General features: G+C 75.9%; 15 protein-coding genes. 4 read left to right on the plus strand and 11 right to left on the minus strand.

The window, feature by feature from the left end; all coding sequences use genetic code 11:
- Positions 1-26 precede the first annotated feature (26 nt).
- The 3 genes from amrb99_RS01005 to amrb99_RS01015 form a co-directional block, all read right to left on the minus strand.
- Complete coding sequence (locus amrb99_RS01005) at positions 27-209, minus strand: hypothetical protein (protein WP_241755165.1); 183 nt, start codon at positions 207-209, stop codon at positions 27-29.
- A 347-nt stretch (positions 210-556) separates the two neighbouring features.
- Positions 557-1,255, minus strand: coding sequence for a hypothetical protein (locus tag amrb99_RS01010; RefSeq protein ID WP_190850888.1), 699 nt, complete (start codon positions 1,253-1,255; stop codon positions 557-559).
- Positions 1,256-1,353: 98 nt separating this feature from the next.
- Entirely contained in the window at positions 1,354-4,569 is a 3,216-nt protein-coding gene (locus tag amrb99_RS01015; protein ID WP_190850898.1) for a BTAD domain-containing putative transcriptional regulator, read from the minus strand.
- Positions 4,570-4,705: 136 nt separating this feature from the next.
- Here amrb99_RS01015 and amrb99_RS01020 point away from each other — a divergent pair, with 136 nt between their 5' ends.
- On the plus strand, positions 4,706-5,758 hold the full coding sequence (locus tag amrb99_RS01020) for a DUF4267 domain-containing protein (protein ID WP_241755111.1): 1,053 nt from the start codon (positions 4,706-4,708) through the stop codon (positions 5,756-5,758).
- Between the two features lie 150 nt (positions 5,759-5,908).
- On the plus strand, positions 5,909-6,484 hold the full coding sequence (locus amrb99_RS01025) for a hypothetical protein (protein WP_190850901.1): 576 nt from the start codon (positions 5,909-5,911) through the stop codon (positions 6,482-6,484).
- A gap of 26 nt (positions 6,485-6,510) precedes the next feature.
- On the opposite strand, the gene amrb99_RS01030 is transcribed toward amrb99_RS01025, so the two are convergent.
- Entirely contained in the window at positions 6,511-7,188 is a 678-nt protein-coding gene (locus amrb99_RS01030; RefSeq protein ID WP_190851351.1) for a 1-acyl-sn-glycerol-3-phosphate acyltransferase, read from the minus strand.
- 409 nt (positions 7,189-7,597) lie between these two features.
- Between amrb99_RS01030 and amrb99_RS01035 the strand changes: the two genes are divergently transcribed.
- Positions 7,598-8,005, plus strand: a complete 408-nt coding sequence (locus amrb99_RS01035; RefSeq protein ID WP_347256481.1) for an STAS domain-containing protein — start codon at positions 7,598-7,600, stop codon at positions 8,003-8,005.
- 45 nt (positions 8,006-8,050) lie between these two features.
- Here amrb99_RS01035 and amrb99_RS01040 read toward each other — a convergent pair whose 3' ends face one another.
- From amrb99_RS01040 to amrb99_RS01065, 6 genes are read right to left on the minus strand one after another with little or no spacing between them, the layout of a single operon-like run.
- A complete protein-coding gene (locus amrb99_RS01040) occupies positions 8,051-8,908 on the minus strand; it encodes a glutamate ABC transporter substrate-binding protein (RefSeq protein WP_190850905.1) in 858 nt (285 codons plus the stop codon).
- Positions 8,909-8,924: 16 nt separating this feature from the next.
- A complete protein-coding gene (locus tag amrb99_RS01045) occupies positions 8,925-10,460 on the minus strand; it encodes a hypothetical protein (protein WP_241755112.1) in 1,536 nt (511 codons plus the stop codon).
- Positions 10,457-11,176, minus strand: coding sequence for an FHA domain-containing protein (locus tag amrb99_RS01050; protein ID WP_190850907.1), 720 nt, complete (start codon positions 11,174-11,176; stop codon positions 10,457-10,459). The genes amrb99_RS01045 and amrb99_RS01050 overlap by 4 nt, the downstream gene beginning before the upstream one ends.
- Before the next feature lie 4 nt (positions 11,177-11,180).
- Positions 11,181-12,638, minus strand: coding sequence for a VWA domain-containing protein (locus amrb99_RS01055; RefSeq protein ID WP_190850910.1), 1,458 nt, complete (start codon positions 12,636-12,638; stop codon positions 11,181-11,183).
- On the minus strand, positions 12,635-13,555 hold the full coding sequence (locus amrb99_RS01060; protein ID WP_190850912.1) for a PP2C family serine/threonine-protein phosphatase: 921 nt from the start codon (positions 13,553-13,555) through the stop codon (positions 12,635-12,637). The genes amrb99_RS01055 and amrb99_RS01060 overlap by 4 nt, the downstream gene beginning before the upstream one ends.
- Before the next feature lie 2 nt (positions 13,556-13,557).
- The gene (locus amrb99_RS01065; RefSeq protein WP_347256495.1) at positions 13,558-15,597 is read right to left on the minus strand and encodes a tetratricopeptide repeat protein; all 2,040 of its coding nucleotides are present in this window, start codon (positions 15,595-15,597) and stop codon (positions 13,558-13,560) included.
- Here amrb99_RS01065 and amrb99_RS52940 point away from each other — a divergent pair.
- Entirely contained in the window at positions 15,533-16,132 is a 600-nt protein-coding gene (locus amrb99_RS52940) for a hypothetical protein (RefSeq protein WP_347256497.1), read from the plus strand. The two genes, amrb99_RS01065 and amrb99_RS52940, sit on opposite strands and share 65 nt — an antisense overlap.
- Here the strand turns inward: amrb99_RS52940 and amrb99_RS01070 are convergent.
- Positions 16,095-17,342, minus strand: coding sequence for a hypothetical protein (locus tag amrb99_RS01070; RefSeq protein ID WP_347256482.1), 1,248 nt, complete (start codon positions 17,340-17,342; stop codon positions 16,095-16,097). The two genes, amrb99_RS52940 and amrb99_RS01070, sit on opposite strands and share 38 nt — an antisense overlap.
- Positions 17,343-17,608: the final 266 nt, after the last annotated feature.

Below are 17,608 nucleotides of genomic sequence, written 5' to 3' on the forward strand. Positions count from 1 at the left end.
GTTGGTTCGCCCCTTTTGGGGCGGTCTTAGGAACCCAGCGCGTGGGCCACGTACACCGTCCGCGGCGGGTGGTACTCGACCACGACGACGATCGAGCCGACCGGGATCTCCTCGCGCGGATCGACCGGATGCGCGTAGAAGGCCTCCGCGCCGCCGCGGATCGCGATCATGACCTCGCCGACCAGCCCGGGGCCGATCCGGCCGGTCACCCGGCCCTCCTTGCCGATCAAGGGCAACCCCCGCTCGTATCGTTCCGACGGAGCGGCCGGAGACGCCGGTGGGCCGCCCCCTCGCCGGGGTCCCGGCCCGCCCGGAGCCGCTCCCCGCACCGCGTAAGGCGAACGGTATCCGCCCGGTCCCCGTCCCCGCACCGTCAGATCGACCCCGCTCCCCGATCACGCACGGGCCCGCGGAGCGAGCGCCAGCGAGCGCAGCGGGCACGTGCGTCGGTCGGTGGGCTGTTTCGCGGGGAGCTCCAGCGGAGCGGGAAACGGCCCACCGACCGTTGACGGGGGTTCCAGGGGGTCGCCCCCCTGGAAAACACAGCCCCCTTGGGCTACTTGAGAATCTTGTGGGCCTGGGTCACGGAGGCTCGGGCGAGGGCCTCGGCTTCGGAGCGGGTCGCGTTCGGGCCGAAGACGGTGACGGTGCCGAGGTAGTGGCGGCCCTCGAACACCACGTACCAGGTGTTCGTGCGCTGGTCACCGCTGGTGGTGGCGACGCCGACCGTCCGGGAGCCGTTGCCGACGTCGCCGCGCCGGGTCTCGGTGACCTGGTGCTCGGCCCACTTCCCGGCGAGGCGGGTGCGGAACGTCAGGCAGCCGGTGGGGACGCGCGCCTCCACCTGCTTCTCGGCGTCGGCGTCCGCGACGCCCATCAGCGTCTCCGTCACGGTCTGGCCGTCGCTCTTGACGAAGGTGACGAGCGCGGTGGGCACGTCCGCGGCGACCTTCCCGCCGCCGGCCTGGGCGTCCGCGCACTTCGGCTTGTCGAGGGCCGCCTCCTCGCGGACCTGCGCGGCGTTCCGGAGCGCCTTCAGCGAGCCGTACTCGCCGGAGTCGGGCTCGCCGCGCCGGTAGCCGGTGACCTGCTGGAGCAGCGCCTGCCCGAGCTGGTCGGAGGTGTAGCCGGTGCCGGCGGGCGCGGCGCGGGCGGGGCCGACGGCCTCCCCGGCGCGCCCGCCGCCGGAGCCGCCGCAGGCGGACGCCGCCGCGACCGTCGCCAGCACCGCGATCGGGAGGAGCCTGTGCGCCATGCCCGCGACCCTAGGCGCCCGGCCCCCGCGGCGCCCGGCCGACACGCTGTGCGGGCGGCAGGAGCCCCCCATCCAGGCCGGAATCGGCCCGCAGGCGCCTATTGCGGGGCATTCCACAGGGCGGTGATCTCCGCGGCGCGCCGCAGGTGCGGGGCCGGGTCCTCGCCGACGAGGCGGGCGAGCTCGGCCAGCGTGCGGGCGGGCGGCGGCAGGGCGACGGCCAGGCTCTCCAGCCCCGCAGGCGGGCCGTCCCGATGCGGCAGCAGCGCCTTGTACAGCTCGGCCGCGCCCTGCTCGTCGCCCAGCGCGACCACGGTCATGGCGCGGAACGTGCTGAACATCGTGAAGAAGTAGTCCGGCTGGATCGGCGGGGCCGACGCGTGGAGGCGGCGCGCCTCGTCGAGCCGGCCGGCGGCGGCCTGCGCGGCGGCGAGGACGTCGGTGACCAGCGGCGCCAGCTCGGGCGGGACGTCCCCGGCCTCGGCGGCGAACCCGGCCAGCGTGCCGCGCGACACCGCCAGCGTCGCGCGCGTGAGCAGGGCGAACCCGGCGGTGTGCAGCGACCCCTGGTCGGCCATCGCCCGGGTCGCGGCGGCGTAGCGGCGCTCCGCCTCGTCCAGCCGGCCCTCGGCCTGGGCGAGCGCGGCCTCGGCGACCTCGCAGACGACGCCCGCCTCGGGCATCCGGTAGCGGCGGGCCAGCTCCGCCGCCTCGGCGACCCGGGCGCGCACCTCGGCGGGGCGCTCCTCCCACACGGCGGCGGCGGCGAGGTTGAACGTGCCCGACCACAGCGCGGTGGGCATGTCGTGCTCGGCGCCGAGGGCGCGGAGCTCGCGGGCCTGCGCCGCCTGGCGGCGGGTCTCGCCGGGGTCGTGCCCGCGGTAGTCGCGCTCGCGGCCGAGCGTGAACAGGGTCAGGGCGCGCAGCTTCGGGTCGCCCAGGCTCCGCGCGATCTCGACGGCCTCCTCGGCGGCGGCCCGTCCCCGCGCGTCCCCGGTGCCCGTCAGCTCGGCGGCGTAGGCGTCGAGGAGGCGGCACCGCACGTCCGGCGCGAGGCCGTCGAGGTCCAGCAGCCGGGAGAGCAGGCCGACCAGGTGCTCGTCGACGGCCCCGTACGGGCGGAGCTGCCAGGGGGCCGGTTCGGTCCACGCGGTGAACGCCGCCAGCAGCAGGTCGTCGCGCCCGGCCTCCTCGGCGAGGTCGACGGCGCGGCGGCGGGTGGCGCGGGCGTCCTGGACGGCGCCCGCGCGCGCTTGGGCGCGCAGCAGCCGGCCGAGCAGGTCGACGCGGTCTGCGGCGTCCCGGCCCGGCATGCGCTCGAACGACTCCAGCGCCTGGGTGAGCAGTTCGACGGCGGTCTCGTGCGCGTACCGGTGTTCGGCGAGGTCGGCGGCCCGGACCGCGTACTCGACGGCCTTGGCGGCGGTCGCGGCGGACGCGGCGCGGTGGAAGTGGTACGCCAGCGCCGGCGCGTCGTCGGGGGTCAGGCGCTCCAGGGCGGCGCCGAGCCGGGCGTGCATGCGGGTGCGGCGCAGCGCGCTGAGGTCGGCGATCATCGTGTCCCGGACGAGCGCGTGCGCGAACCGGACCCGGCCCGGGGCGCGCTCGGTCAGCAGGCCCGCCACGAGCCCGGCGTCGAGGGCGTCCAGCACCGCGTCCTCGCCGGCGTCGGCCGCGAGGACGAGCGCGTCCACGTCGGCCTCGCGGCCGGCGAGCGCGGCCAGCCGCAGGACCGCGACGGCGGGCTCGGGCAGGCGGGCGAGGCGGCGGCGCAGCACGTCCCGCACCCCCTCGGGGACCTCCGAGGTCGCCACGAGCGCGCCCTCGCTGCTGAGCAGCCGGGCGCTCTCCCGCACGTAGAAGGGGTTGCCGCCGGTGCGCTCGGCGAGGGCGGAGACCGTCGCCTCGTCCACGTCGGCGCCGCATTCGGCGGCGATGAGCCGGGCGACCGCCGGCTCCGGCAGCCCGGGCAGCGGCAGCCGCAGCGGCGACCGCCGGGCCAGCACCGCGAGGGTCTCGGTGAGGCGGGTGCCCGCCTCGTCGGCGCGGAACGCGGCGACCACGAGCAGCGGCGCGTCGCCGGACAGGGCGGCCAGCAGGGCGAGGGTCTCGGCGTCGGCCCAGTGCAGGTCGTCGAGCATGACCGCGAGCGGGCGCCGCCGGGCCGCGTCGTTCAGCCAGCCCCAGACGGCCCGGTGGAGGCGGAAGCGGCCGGCGGTGGTGTCGCGGGGCTCGCCGCCGGACGCGTCCCGCAGCAGCGGCGCCGCCTCGGCGGGGGCCGGGACGTGCCGGTCGAGCGCGGTGAGGGCCTCCGTCCACGCCCACGCGGGGGGCGCGCTCTCGCTCTCCGGGCAGCGGCCCGTCACGACGAGCCGGCCCTCCTGCTCCAGGACGCCGGCGAGCCGGGTCAGCAGGGCGGTCTTGCCGAGCCCGGCCTCGCCGGTGACGAGGGCGACGCGCACGCCGCCCTCGCGTGCGAGCCCGGTCAGCGCGGCCAGCTCGCCGTCGCGGCCCAGGAAGGCCGGACCGCCGGGGGCGGGAGCGGGCGCGGGCGCGGGGACCGGCACGGGGGCGGGCGCGGGGAGGTCGAACGCCTCGGTGCGCTGCTGGAGGATCGCCGTCTCCAGATCGGCGAGCGCGGGGCTCGGGTCGAGGCCGAGCTCGTCGGCGAGCGTCGCGCGGACCTCGCGGAGCGCGGCGAGCGCGTCGGCCTGGCGGCCCGCCCCCCACAGCGCCAGCGCCAGCAGCCGCCAGCCCTCCTCGCGGAGCGGCTCGTCGCGGGTGAGGATCTCCGCCTCGGGCACGGCGGCCGCGGCGTCGCCCGCGCGCAGCAGGGCGGCGACGTGCCGTTCGCGGGCGGCCAGGCGCAGCTCGTCCAGGCGGCCGATCTCGGCCCGCGCCCATTCCTCGTCGGCGAACTCGGCGAACGCCGGGCCGCGCCAGAGGGCCAGGGCCTCCGCCGGGCGCTCGGGGTCGCGGGCGAGCGCGGCGAAGTGCCAGGCGTCCACGGCCTCGTCGGGCAGGCGCAGCGCGTAGCCGGGCGCGGCGGAGACCAGCACCCGGGCCGGGGCCCGCGGCGGGCGGCCGGGCTCCAGCAGCTTCCGCAGGTTGGAGACGTACGCCTGGAGGGACGTGACGGCCTGGGCCGGGGGCTCGCCGCGCCACAGGTCCTCGATCATGCGGTCGACGGGCACGACCGCGCCACGCGCGGCGACCAGCAGCGCCAGCACCGCGCGCTGCCGCGGCCCGCCCAGCGCCGCCCGCACGCCCGCCACCTCGGCCTCGAAGGCGCCGAGCACCCGAATCCGCACCATCTCGGACAGATCGTAGCCACCGGCGCCGGGACCGCCGTCCAAGCCGCCCTCCGAGCAGCCCTCCAGCCGGTTTCCAAGTCGCCTTCCAGCTCGTGCTCCAAGTCGGTTCCAAGACGCCCCGGGCAGCGTTGGCGGCATGAGCACCGACACCGTTCACACCGCCCTCACCTTCACCCGCTCCATGGTCGTCATCCACCGCGGCATGCGCCGCGAGTCGCGCCTGCTCGCCGAGCTGATCGGCGCGACCCGCCCCGGCGACCGCCGCCGCGCCCGCGCCCTCACCGCGCACCTCGCCGACTACCTGCTCGGCCTGCACAACCACCACCACGGCGAGGACGAGCTGATCTGGCCGCTGCTGCTGTCGCGGGTGGACCTGGACGCCGACATCGTGCTGCGCATGGAGGCCCAGCACGAGAAGGTCGCCGCGACCATCGCCCGCCTGCACGACCTCGCCGGGCCCTGGGCGCGGTCGGCGGACGCCGCGGGCCGTGACGCCCTGGTCGCCGCGCTGGTCGAGCACCGCGCCCTGCTGGTCGAGCACCTGGACGACGAGGAGGCGCACCTGCTGCCGCTCGCCGAGCGCCACCTCACCGAGGACGAGTGGAACGCGCAGGGCGACCACTTCGCGGAGCACACCCCCAAGTCGAAGATCCTCACGCTGCTCGGCGTGGTGCTGGAGGACGCGACGCCGGACGAGCGCGCCGAGTTCCTCTCCGGGCTGCCCGCTCCGGCCCGCGGCTTCTGGCGGCTCTACGGCGAACGCCACCACGCCGCCCGGATGCGGCGGCTCCGCGAGGACGTCCGCACGTCCCGCACCGGCAGCGCCATCGCCCTGCTCACCGGGGTCGGCATCGGCTACGTCGGGCTCTCGTACATCCTCGACCCGGTGGGCACCGCGGCGGGTTTCGGGCTGCCGGCCGTGCCGTCCGGCGACGCCACCGCGTGGCTGAACATCAAGGGCGTCCGGGACCTCGGCACCGGCCTGGCCGTCCTCGCGCTGCTGGCCCGCGGGAAGCGGGAGGCGCTCGGCCTGGTGATGTGCGCGTTCTCGACGATCGCGGCCGGCGACATGCTGACGGTGCTCGCCCACCACGGCTCCAAGGCGACCGCGTTCGGCGTCCACGGCGCGACCGCCGCGGCGGTCCTCGCGTCGGGCCTGCTGCTCCTGCGCACCGCCCGCCGCCGCTGACCGGCGCGGACGGCCCGGTGATCCGGTGGCGCGGCACGTCCGCGCCACCGGACCGCCGCGTCATGCGGACCCTCCGTGACGGCTGTTGATCGCTGGGTAGGCCACGGAGGGCGCCCGGGACCGGGCGCGTGCTCACATCGGGGGAAGAAAATGTTCCGCAGAGTTCTGGTACTGCCCGTCCTGCTGCTGGCGCTGGTCGCCGCGTCCGGGTGCGGCGGAGGCGGTGAGAAGGCGCACGAGGACGGCGCCCATGCCGCCGCGGGACGGGGCGCCGCGGCGGGCTCGCCGGCCGCGTCGCCGTCGTCCTGCCCGACCGAGGCGACCAAGCACTTCGCGAAGACGCGGTTCGCCGCGGACGCCGGCCTGGCGATCGGCGCCTTCCACCGCTACATCTGGAAGCCGTACCAGGCGGGGAGCTTCAAGCAGGGCGCCGACGGCCGGACGAAGGCGTTCGCGAAGGCCGGGGCGGCGGGGCTGTTCGCGGCCAACCGGCTCAACGCCGCGCGCAAGCTGATCGGCGCGGACCCGAAGCTCTGCAACGCTCTGAAGGTCCCGGCGGAGAAGGTGGCGGCGATGTTCTCGGCGCTGGCCGGCAGGTTCAAGTCCGGGCGGCTCGACCAGTCGCAGATCGGGTCGGTGAACTCGGCGGTCGACGGCCTGAAGTCCGACGCCCAGAGCCGGGCGGGCGCGACCATCCAGGAGAAGGCCCCCAACCTCGGCGGCTGACCAGGGCGGGCCGGGGCGGGGCGCCCCTACTGCTGCCCCTCGTCGGCACGCTCGTTGTAGACGGGCGCGTACTCCTGGCCGGACATCTTCTGGATGGTCTCGACGATCTCGTCCGTGATGGCGCGGCGGGCCTTGGCGGGCGGGAGGTCGCGGTAGTGGGAGAAGTCCATCGGCGGGCCGATGCGGACGGTGGGGCGGGGCCCGAAGATCCGCGGCTTGGACGCCCCGATCGGCTGGATCTTCTCGGTGCCCTCCAGCGCGACGGGCAGGACGCGGGCGCCGGAGGCGAGGACGAGCCAGCCGACGCCGGTGCGGCCGCGGTAGAGGCGGCCGTCGGGGGAGCGGGTGCCCTCGGGGTAGATCGCGAAGGCGCCGCTGTTGGCGAGGACGTCGCCGGCCTGCTCCAGGGCGCCCATGGCGGCGCGCCGCGCGCCGCGCTTGACCGGGACGTGGCCGAGGTTCGTGAGGAACCAGCGGACGAAGCCGCGCTTGAGGCCGCCGCCCACGAAGTAGTCGGCCTTGGCGATGTAGGTCACCGGCCGCGGGACGGCGAGGGGGATGATGAAGCTGTCGATGAACGACAGGTGGTTGCTGGCCACGATGAGGGGCCCGTAGGCGGGCACGTTCTCCCCGCCGATCACCCTCGGGCGGAAAAGCAGCCAGAGGATCGGACGCACCACTCGCGTCATGAACGTGTAGAACACCCAGCCTCCTGTCATTCGCACCGCCACTGTAACCTCTGCGCCGATCCGTCCCCGGGTCAGCACCTGCTTTTCCCGCCGCACCGGACGTAAGAAATGGTTCAACCGCTGGTCATGGGGGGCGCCGGTGAACTATTGGGGGCCTTGATCCCGGGGTGGGACTTCGGTCACATTGGGGAGGTGCGGCAATCGTGAAACCATTTCCTACCATCCAGTAAGTTCCTCTGGAGTAAGTTATTCGGGCGGCGGTCGCGGCACGCCGGGACGCACGGGACGGCGCACGGACGGGGCGCCGCGCGGCCCCGGCGGCCAGGGGTGTTACGGTCCGGGACGGGGGAGGGCGACCCGGTCCTTATCCCTGGAAGTGCTTGGATTGCGGGCACGGGTGCGCAATCCTGAGGAGTCACCTGAGGTGGGGTACCAGGTGCGCGGGACCGAGGCGCCCCCGGAGCCGGGGCGAGAGGTGGCCATGGACTTCGACATCAGCCTGATGAAGGACGAACGCTGCACCCTCGTCCGGGTGCAGGGCGACATCGACGTGGTCTCCCGGGCCCGCTTCGAGGAGGCCCTGTTCGAGGTGGTGGACGCGGGCGAGCCCATGGTCGTCGACATGCGGCAGGTCACGTTCTGCGACTCGACCGGCCTCAACGCGATCGTCGCGGCGAACCGGCGCGCCGGGGAGCGCGGCGGCACGGTGGCGCTCGTCGCGCTGCCGCCGCGCGTTCAGCGCGTCTTCCGCATCACCGGGATCGACAAGTTCGTCCCGATCTACGACACGCTGCGGGAGGCGATCGGCGCGCTGCCGTCCACCACGGCCTGACCGCATCACGGCCTGACGGCGGCCGGGCGCCGGAGGCGGCGGGCGTCAGCTGCAGCCCTCGAACTGCGGCACGCTCGTGGTGAGCTTGAGCCCCGACTTGCCGAACCACTTGGTCAGCAGCCGCGCCGCCGTCCCGTCCTGGTACATGTCGGTGATGGCCCGGTTGATCCGCTCGCAGCCCTCCAGGTCGCCCTTCTTCAGCCCGACGCCGTACTTCTCGTCCGTGAACGGCGCATTGATGATCTTGCCGGGGCGGCCGGCGGCGAAGCCGGCGAGGATCAGGTCGTCGGTCGACACCGCGTCCAGCCTCCCGGCCGCGAGGTCGCCCATGCAGGCGCCGTAGGTCGGCGCCTGCACCGGCACCGCGGCGATCTTGCGCTCCTCGATCACCCGCCGCCACGAGTTCGACCCGGTCACCGCGCAGATCTTGCGGCCCTTCAGGTCCCGGATCGCGTGGATCGCCGTGTTGCCCGGCGCGACCAGCGTGTCCTGGTGCGCGACGTAGTACGGGCCCGCGAACGTGACGACCCGCTTGCGGGTGGCGGTGATCGAGTACGTCGCGACGATCATGTCGACGGTGCCGTCCGCGAGGGCCTTCTCCCGGACCGAGGAGTTCGTCGTGCGCCACCTGATCCGGTCCTTCGGCACGCCCAGCCGTCCGGCGATGTAGGTGGCCACGTCGATGTCGAAGCCCTGGTACGTCCCGTCCTTGCCCTTCACGCCGAGGCTCGGCTGGTCCGCCTTCACGCCGATGGTCAGCGAGTGCTTGTGGGCGATCGTCGGCCGGTCCGCGCCGCCGAGCCCGCACGCCGACAGCGGCCCGGCGGCGGACAGGACGGCGCAGGCCAGGGCGGCCGTGCGCCGGGAAGGGAGGCGGACGGAACGGGCACGGGTGGCGCGCATGGGGGGTCTCCTCCGGTCAGCGGAACTCGGCCAGCCGGGGACGGACCCCCGCGACGATCAGCAGCGCGATGACGGCGGCGGCGGGCGGGACGGCCTTCCAGCTGCGCAGCCCGCCGTCCGCGTCCTTGATCTGCCTGGTGAACGCGTCCTGGTGCACGGCGATCAGCGAGCCGAGCGCGGCGTCGTAGGCGTCGAAGTCCGGGATCGCGCCGGTCTGGCGGCCCATCCGCAGCGCGATGGCGCCGGTGCGGTTCCCGGACGCCGCGAGCGACCGCATCCGCTGGTCGTCGCGCTGGACGACGATGTACGCGCGCAGCGTCCGCCGCACCGCGTCGGCCTCGCGGGCGTTCCGCGCCGAGGCGGCCTCGTCCGCGAGGAAGCCGAGGAACGGCGCCGCGCCCTCGCGCGGGCGGTACGGCCCCACCTTCTGCTCCAGCCCCGCGTAGTAGTTCTCCAGGTTCAGCGGCTTGTCGCCGATGTCCGGATAGACCACCGAGAGGGACTTGTCGAGGTAGGTCTGCTCGTAAGTGTCGGCGCGGCCGGGGTCGAGGAGGTAGCGGCTCTCGTCCGCGAACGCGCTGTGGCTGATCGACCGCGCCCGGGACAGCGACAGCACGGAGTCGAAGCCGTCCTCCTTCGCCTTCCGGATGTGCCCCGCCTGCGCCGACAGCAGGCCCGCGCCGACGGCGGTGAGCGCCACGGTCCCGAGCGTCGCCAGGACGAGCGCCGGGTTCAGCAGCCGCCGGAACGTCCGCGCCAGGTACAGCTGCGTCGCGACCAGCAGCAGCAGCGCGACCACGCCCGCGACGACCACCCAGTCACGGCCCGCCAGTACCGACGTCCGCTTCGACTCGTACGCCTGCCGGACGTGCGCGCCGGTGTCGAGCGTGATGTTGTACGCCTTCGGCAGCAGCTCCAGCTTCATCAGGTCGGTCGCCTGCCGGTAGGCGTCGACGACCTCCTTCGGCGGCTCCCCCGCCGGATGGTCGGCCTGCTGGTTGAGCTGCATCGCCGACCCGACGAGCCGCTCGTACCGGCCGAGGCCGTCGAGGACGTCCTGGACGGTCTGCCGCAGCGCCGGGTCGCGCCCGGCGAGCTGCGCGGCCTGCACCGCCGCCGCGTCGGCGTCCGCGCGGCGCCGCTCGTAGGCGCCGATCATCTGGTCGTAGCCGCTGCCGAGGTCGTGCTGGCGGCCGATCAGCAGGATGTTGGAGACCTGCGCGTCCATGTCGCTGAGCGCGAAGTACAGCGTGCTGGTCGCGACGACCTGCGGACCCGCGTCGTGCCCGATCGTCTGGACGGAGTCGCGCGCGTTCCCCACCGCGACCGTCAGCACGGCCAGCAGCGCGACGAGCGCGGCCAGGACGAGCGCGACGTGCGCGCGGATCCGGCCGGGGATCGTGCGCAGCCAGCGGCCGCGCGCGAACGTGGCGAGCCGCCCCCGCCGCGCCGGGGGAGCGGCGGGCACGGCGTCCGTGCCGGGCGCGGGCGCCGGCGTCCCGGGAGGGCGGGCGCCGGGCGGCGCCGCCGGCTGCGCGGGCGTCATCGTCATGGCGGGCCCTCCTGAAGGGACAGGGTGATGGTCGTCCAGGCGCCGACGTGGACGCGGTCGCCGTCGCCGAGGGGGACCGGCGTGTTCACCGCGATCGGGTCGGCGCCGCCGTTCACCGTCGTCCCGTTGGTGGAGCCGGGGTCGACGAGCAGCCAGCCGCCGTCGGGCCGGGCGAGCAGCACGGCGTGCAGGTGCGAGACGCCGGGGTCCTCGGGCGGGCCGCCGAGGTCGATCTCCGGGACGGTCGCGCGGGACGCGCTGCGCCGGCCGATCCGGATCTGCTCGCCGAGCAGCGGGACGCGGCGCTCCGGGCAGTACGGCGGGAACTCCAGCGACGCCGAGTCGGGGCCCTCCTGCGCGATCACCGAGGCGTAGTAGTCGCGGTCGGCCGTGATCACCGCGTGCCAGCGCGCGGGGGCCTGCGGCCCCGGGCCGGGGGCCTCCCCGGCCTGGGCGGTGCCGGTCGCGAAGTCGTAGCCGCAGTTCTCGCAGAACCGGCCGCTGCGGGGGGTGCCGCAGTCGGGGCACTCCTCGGACTCCGGTGCCTCCTCCGGCGCCGGGCGGGAGGCCGCTCCCGCCCCGGCGGGGTCGGCGACCGAGACGGCGCCGTGCTCGACCATGGTGAACTCCGCGCGCTGCGCCCCCTCCATGAGGTCGCCGCACACGTCGCAGTAATCGTCGGCGGCGGACACGTGCCCGTTCGCGCAGACCGGCATGGCCTCAGCTCCCGGCCTCGTCCGGCGGCGTGCCCGGCGGCGTGCTCGGGGGTGCGCTCGGCGGCTCGCCCGGGGACGCGCTCGGGGACGCGCTCGGGGGCGCGCTCGGCGGCGCGCTCGGCGGCTCGCCGGGGGCCCTGGGCGGCGGCACGTCGTCCTTGCGCGTCCGGGCCGTCCGGACGGTCCGCACCGAGCGGGTGTCGAGCGACATCTCGTCCGCCTTCGACACGTCCGACTTCAGCCGGACGGTCCCCGTCGCCGGGTCGATGACGTCCACCACCTTGTCCAGCAGCCCCGCGATCTGCTCGTTGCCGACCTCCCGGGCGAGCACCACGGCGCGGCCGAGCCGGGCCGTCGCGGTGTCCTCGTCGCCCTCGCGCCGGGCCTCCAGCCCCTCCTGAATCGCGTCGGCCAACTCCGACTGCCCGGTGTGGTGCGCGACCCGCCCGTTGATCCGCGTCGAGCGGGCCTCGTCGTCGGTCCACTCGGCGAGGACGTTCCCGGACGCCAGCACGCGCTCGGCCTCGCCGCCCGCGCCCGGCGCGATCAGCTTCACCCACGCCGCGCGCATCTGCCGCCCGATGTCGCCCGGCGGGACCTCCACGCACAGGTGGTACTCGCGGTTCTCGCTGCCCCACGCGCCGAGCGGGTAGTCGATGGTCTGCGTCCCCGACTCCGCCCGCCGGGCCGTCAGGTCGTCCACGGTCGGCACCATCTGCTTGAGGAACCGCAGCTCCGCGTTCTGCGGCGTCCACACGCGCAGCGCCACGTCCGCGAGCTGCTTGCCCATCGCCGCCCGCGTCATCGCGAGGAAGTCGGCCTCCAGGTCCTTCGGGTCGGGGACGTCCAGGAACCCGCCCAGCAGCGCCGAGGTGATCTTGCGCAGCTCGGCGACCTCCCAGTCCGTGCCGACGCCGCGCGCGTCGCACAGGAAGCGCCCGGTGCACTGCCGCAGCGCTGCGTCCAGCTCCTCGGCGCTCTCGTGCTGGTTCTTGCCGTCGGTCAGCAGGATCGCGTGCTTGACGAGGCCGTCCTGCCCCTCGAACAGCCGGTCCGCCAGCCGCAGCCACGACCCGATCGCGGTGCCGCCCGCCGCGTCCAGCCGCGCGACCGCGTTCGCCGCGCTGCGCCGCGTCGACGCGCTCGCCTCGACCAGCCGCTCCCCCTGCGGGTAGATCATCCGCGGCCGGTTCGCGCCCGCGACGACCGCGAACCGCACCCCGTCCCGCAGCACCTCGACGGCCGCCTTCGCCGCGCGCCGCGCCGCGGCCATCTTGCCGCCGTACGACATCGACCCGGACGTGTCGATGATGATGACCTCCGCGGCGCCGCCCTCGGCGGGCGGTCCGGTGTCGCCGTCCGCGCGGGACTCGACGGTCACGATGGCGTGCATCTCGCGGCCGCCCGCCGGGAGGTAGGGGTTCTGGTCCACGCGGATCGTGAACTCGGGACGTTCGCTCATCTGCCGGGCTCCCTCGTCGGGTCGGGCGGCGGGAACTCGATGACCACCACCGTCACGTTGTCGTGTCCCCCCGCGTCCAGCGCCGCCCGCACCAGCCGCCGCGCCGCCCCCAGCGGCCCCGCCTCCCCGCCCGTCCCGCCGAGCGCGACCGACGCCAGCGCCGCCGCGTCCGGGAGATCGTTCCACAGCCCGTCGCTGCACATCAGCACGAGTCCCGGGCCGTCCGGCTCGAACGCGGCCACGTGCGCCTCGAACGCGCCCGCGTCCGCCCCCATCCACGCCGTCAGCATGTGCGCGCGGCGGTCCGTCCAGGCCGCGTCGGCGGTCAGCTCGCCCCGCGCGACCGCCCGCACCGCCCACGAGTCGTCCGTGGTCAGCGGGAACGACTCCGCCGCCGACAGCCAGTAGGCGCGGCTGTCGCCGAGCCAGGCGATCGTGACCCGGTCCGCCGCCACGACCGCCGAGACGAACGTGCAGGCCGGGCCGGGGCCGTCGGCGTCGGCGAGGGCCGCGACGGCCTCGCCCGCCCGCCCGGCGGCCTCCCGGGTCGCCTCGTCGGGGGCCGCGCCCGCCGCGATCCGGTCGAGCAGCACCGCCGACGCCGTCTGCGCCGCGGCGCGCGCCGCCTCCCGCGACCCCGGCGCCGTCGCGACCCCGTCGCAGACGACGCCGCACGCCCCGTGCGGCAGCGCCGCCAGCGCGAACGCGTCCTCGTTGCGGACGCGGCGCAGCCCCGGGTCGCTGATGCCGGCGCCCAGCGCGGGCCGCCCGTCCACCACCAGGTGCGCCTCGGCGTGCTCGTCGGCGCCCGGCTGCCGCAGCCCGCACCGCTCGCAGAAGCCGTCCGCCGTGACGGCCCAGCTCCCGCAGTCGAGGCAGGCGGCGTCCCCGCGCGCCGCGTTCCGGTGGCCCCTCATCGTCAGAACAGCGTCCTCGGGCGGACGGCGTTGGCGCGCTTCACCATCGCGTGGCGGTGTCCCGGTCCGTCCGCGAGCTTGGCGAGCACCCGGTAAGTCTCCTCCAGCTTCGCCCGCAGTCGAGGCTCTTCCAGCGGGATGCCGAGGATGTCCTTTTCCGGTCGCAGCTGCGCCGGGGTCCGGTCGGCGCGCAGCCAGCCGAGCGCGGCCTCCAGCACCTCCGCGACGAACGCCGAGTACCGCTCGGTGTCCAGCCGCAGCGACCGCAGCCGCCGCCCCGCCTCCACCAGCGCCGCCGCGTTCAGCTCCCCGGCCGGACGGCCCCGCACCGCCGCCCCGACCGCGCCGAGCTGCGCGGCCAGGTAGTGGCTGGAGATGCGCGGCACCGAGTCCAGCACGCGTCCCGCGCTGCCCCGGTCGCCGCCCGCCAGGTACGCGCGGGCCAGCCCGAACGCGGCGCTGACGTGCGTCGGGTCGGTGCGCCAGACCGTCGCGTAGAAGCGCCCGGCGGCCACGTGCTCGCCCAGCAGCTCCTTGCAGAAGCCGAGCGCGAGCTTCGGCGCCTGCTCGCCCGGCATCAGGTCGTACAGGTCGGAGAACACGGCGGCGGCGTCGGCGGCGCGGCCGTCCGCCAGCGCGCGGGCGCCCCGGTACCAGTCGACCCGCCAGTCGTCGGGCTGCTCGGCCTCCAGCTCCCCCAGCAGCCGCGCGGCGACGTCCAGGTCGCCCAGCTCGATCCGGACCCGGACCAGCGCGAACCGCACCTCCCGCGACGCCACCGGCGCGGCGGCCAGCGCCGCCGCGAGGTCGCCCGGGTCGCGGGCGGTCAGCCCGGCGAGGAACGCGGCGGCCGGGTCCGAGCCGTGCACGAGCGGGACGGGCAGCGCGATCGCCGCCGCGCCCGGCTCCAGCGGCGCCAGCACCGGCGTCGCGCCGTCGCGCGCCGGGTCGGGGTCGATGATGTCGGTCCCGGCGGTGTGCTGCTCCGGGCCGAACAGCGGCGACGGCGCCGGACGGGCCTTCCCGTCCTCCGCCGACAGCACCTCGCGCAGCACCCCGGTCAGCTGCTCGGCCATCTCCGCCGCGCTCTGGAACCGGCGCGCCGGATCGGGATGCGTCGCCCGGCGCAGCAGCCGGTGGTACGACTCGTGCCGCTGGAACAGCGGCACCTCCTCGCGCGGCGGCAGGCTGCGCAGGTGCCGCCGCGTGTAGCCGCGGAACGGGAAGCTCAGCACGGCGAGCGTCCGGCCGACCGTGTACAGGTCCGACACGACCGACGGGCCCGACGAGCCGATCTCCGGCGCCTGGTAGCCGGGGGTGCCGAAGATCGGGCTGTCCACGTCGAACGCGCGCCGCACCCCGCCGAGGTCGATCAGCTTCAGCTGCTCCTCGGACTGGATCGCGTTGTCCGGCTTGAAGTCGCAGTACAGCAGCCCGACGCCGTGCAGGTAGCCGAGCGCGCTCAGCACCTCCAGGCCGTAGGCCAGCACCTGCCCGAGCGGCAGCGCCGCCTGGTCGCCCTCCTCCTCGCGGCGCGCGAGCAGGATCTCCTTGAGCGAGCGCCCGCCGACGTACTCCATCACGATGTAGCCGGAGTCGCCGTGCCGCACGAAGTTGTAGATCTTGACGATGTTGGGGTGCTCGACCTCGGCGAGGAACGCCCGCTCGGCCGCGGCGGCGGCGAGGGAGTCGGCGTCGCCGGTGTCCAGCAGGCCCTTCAGCACCACCCACCGCTCGCTGACGTTGTGGTCGCGCGCCAGGTACACCCAGCCGAGGCCGCCGTGCGCGAGGCAGCCCAGCACCTCGTACTGCCCGCCGAGCAGCTCGCCGGGCTTCAGCTTCGGGGTGAAGGAGAACCGGTGCCCGCAGGTCGCGCAGAACCCCTCGGTGCGGCCCGGCCGCCCGTCCCGGCCGCGGCCGACCTTCTCGCCGCACCGGCTGCAGTACCGCCGGTTCTCCGGGACCTCCGGGTTCTCCATGATCGCGGACGCGGGGTCGCGGAACGGGACCGGCGGCACCTCGACCAGCCCGGCGCCGAGCATCCCGCGCCGCGCGGACCCGCTGGAGCCCGTCCCGCGCGTCCCGCCGCGGGACGCGGTGCGGCCCGAGCTCCCGGACCCGCTCGTGGGCTCGCTGCGCGACCCGCCCGATCCGCCCGATCCGCCCGGCCCGCTCGACCCGCCCGGCCCGCTCGACCCGCCCGGCCCGCTCGACCCGCCCGGCCCGGCGGTCCCCGAGGGGACGGACGGGCCCGTCCCGGGCGCGGGACCGCCGCCCGGCCGGGGCGCGGGCCGCTCGACCGACGTCGCCGGCGCGTTCACCACCGTCACCGGAGCCGGCGAGACGGGCGCCACCGGCCCGGACCCGCCGGACGGCGGCCCGGACGAGAGCGCGGCGGGCGGCCCGGGCGGCGGCCCGGCCACCGGGCCGGAGCCTCCCGGGTCCGCGGGCGGGGGCTCCGCCAGCGGTGCCATCCCGCACACGTCGCAGAAGCCGTCCTCGCCGACCTCTCCGGTGCAGCCGGGCTGGGTGCATCGGGTCATGTGGTCCCCGTCCCGTCGTTCTCGCGCGCCCTGATCGCGCGCTGGTACTCGGCGAGCAGCGCGGTCGCACGGCGCAGGTCGCACGGCGCCGACCACAGCACGTCCCGGGCCAGCCGGTGCAGCGCCGTGAGCGCCTCGTCCTCGGCGAGGCCGAGCCGCGCCGCCTTCGCCCGGTACGCCTCCAGGCGCCCGCGCAGCTCGCCCCGCCGGTCGAGGAGCCCCTCGCTGAGACGCAGATCGTCGCGCGCCCGTTCCAGCGCCTCCGCCGCCGCGCTCTCCAGCGCCGCGACCCGGCCCGCCATCTCCACCCAGCGGCCCGCCTCGCGCAGCCGCTCCAGCGCGGCGAGCCGGTCCCGCAGCCCTTCCCCGAGCCCCCGCGACGGCGCCGGCACGTTCGGCGCGTGGATCTTCAGCAGCACCGTCGCGTGCGCCTCCCAGGCCCGCCGCTCGGTCTCCTCGACCCGCCCGATCGCCTCGCCGAGGCCCGCGACCAGCTCGGCGTACTCGTCGCGGAGCCGCGCCACCCCGGCCAGCTCGTCGCCGATCGACCGCAGCGACGCGCGGACCCGGTCCAGCCGCGCGGTGTCGGGACGGCCGTCCGGGCACAGCGACAGCGGATCGGTGCGGACCAGCCGGCCGAGCGACGTCAGCTCGCGGCCCAGCCGGTCCAGCTCCGGGTGCCGGGTGCCGTCCAGGGAGTGCGCCAGCCGCGCCGTCCGCTGCCAGCTCTCCTCCGCCTCCTCCAGCGGCTTCAGCAGCGCCGACCACGCCGCGTCCGCCGCCGCGACCTCCTTCGCCACGAACGCGAACGCGTCGGACATCATCCCGACCGCCTCGTCCAGCGTCGCGCGCTTCTCCTGCGGGCCGAGCAGCGTCCGGTCCTCGAGGGGGATCTCGCCGTCCGGCAGCTCCACCGACCGCCCCGACAGCATCCCGGTCAGCTCCACCAGCGTCGGCACGTCCGGGCGCGGCGACCGGCCGCGCAGCGCGCACGCCGCGTCCAGCACCCGCTGGTAGGCGTCGAAGACCCGCCACAGCAGCGTCAGCCGGTCCCGCACCCGCTCCCAGCGCCGCCACGTCTCGCCGGTGAGCCGGGCGCCCTTCAGCAGCCGGACGCCGGTGTGGCCGTCGAGCTCCAGCAGGGACGCCGCGATCCGCTCCCGCTCCGCGCCGAGCGTCCTGAGGGCATGGTCGACCCCCTCCCGGCTCATGGGCGCGGCGGCCCCGGCCCCGCTCTCGTCCACCTCAGCCCCGCGTTCGGTTCTCTCGGTCCCCGTGCGCACCCTCGTTCCGGCGGCCTGGGAGCAAAGGACCGTCCAAGTATCGGGCACGCTCTCCCCAACAAGTGTGATCCGTGACACTTGGCGACACAAGCGCCTGTCCTCGCGGGACAGGCCGCCGCGCCGGTGGGACGATCGGCGAGGGGCTTTACCCTGGTGCGCCGGGAACCTCGCCGCCCGAGGCGGCGTTACGCAGGTAGGCCCAGATGAGAGGAGTGGTGAGTCCGCGG

Source organism: Actinomadura sp. RB99, from assembly GCF_014706005.1.
Lineage (GTDB): Bacteria > Actinomycetota > Actinomycetes > Streptosporangiales > Streptosporangiaceae > Spirillospora.

Excerpts from the sequence above, each read along its gene's own strand:
- amrb99_RS52940 (WP_347256497.1), top strand. The coding sequence starts at position 15,533 with ATGATCGCGGACGCGGGGTCGCGGAACGGGACCGGCGGCACCTCGACC.
- amrb99_RS01040 (WP_190850905.1), bottom strand. The coding sequence starts at position 8,908 with ATGCGCGCCACCCGTGCCCGTTCCGTCCGCCTCCCTTCCCGGCGCACG.
- amrb99_RS01025 (WP_190850901.1), top strand. The coding sequence starts at position 5,909 with ATGTTCCGCAGAGTTCTGGTACTGCCCGTCCTGCTGCTGGCGCTGGTC.
- amrb99_RS01060 (WP_190850912.1), bottom strand. The coding sequence starts at position 13,555 with ATGAGGGGCCACCGGAACGCGGCGCGCGGGGACGCCGCCTGCCTCGAC.
- amrb99_RS01010 (WP_190850888.1), bottom strand. The coding sequence starts at position 1,255 with ATGGCGCACAGGCTCCTCCCGATCGCGGTGCTGGCGACGGTCGCGGCG.
- amrb99_RS01015 (WP_190850898.1), bottom strand. The coding sequence starts at position 4,569 with ATGGTGCGGATTCGGGTGCTCGGCGCCTTCGAGGCCGAGGTGGCGGGC.
- amrb99_RS01065 (WP_347256495.1), bottom strand. The coding sequence starts at position 15,597 with ATGCTCGGCGCCGGGCTGGTCGAGGTGCCGCCGGTCCCGTTCCGCGAC.
- amrb99_RS01045 (WP_241755112.1), bottom strand. The coding sequence starts at position 10,460 with ATGACGATGACGCCCGCGCAGCCGGCGGCGCCGCCCGGCGCCCGCCCT.
- amrb99_RS01020 (WP_241755111.1), top strand. The coding sequence starts at position 4,706 with ATGAGCACCGACACCGTTCACACCGCCCTCACCTTCACCCGCTCCATG.
- amrb99_RS01050 (WP_190850907.1), bottom strand. The coding sequence starts at position 11,176 with ATGCCGGTCTGCGCGAACGGGCACGTGTCCGCCGCCGACGATTACTGC.
- amrb99_RS01055 (WP_190850910.1), bottom strand. The coding sequence starts at position 12,638 with ATGAGCGAACGTCCCGAGTTCACGATCCGCGTGGACCAGAACCCCTAC.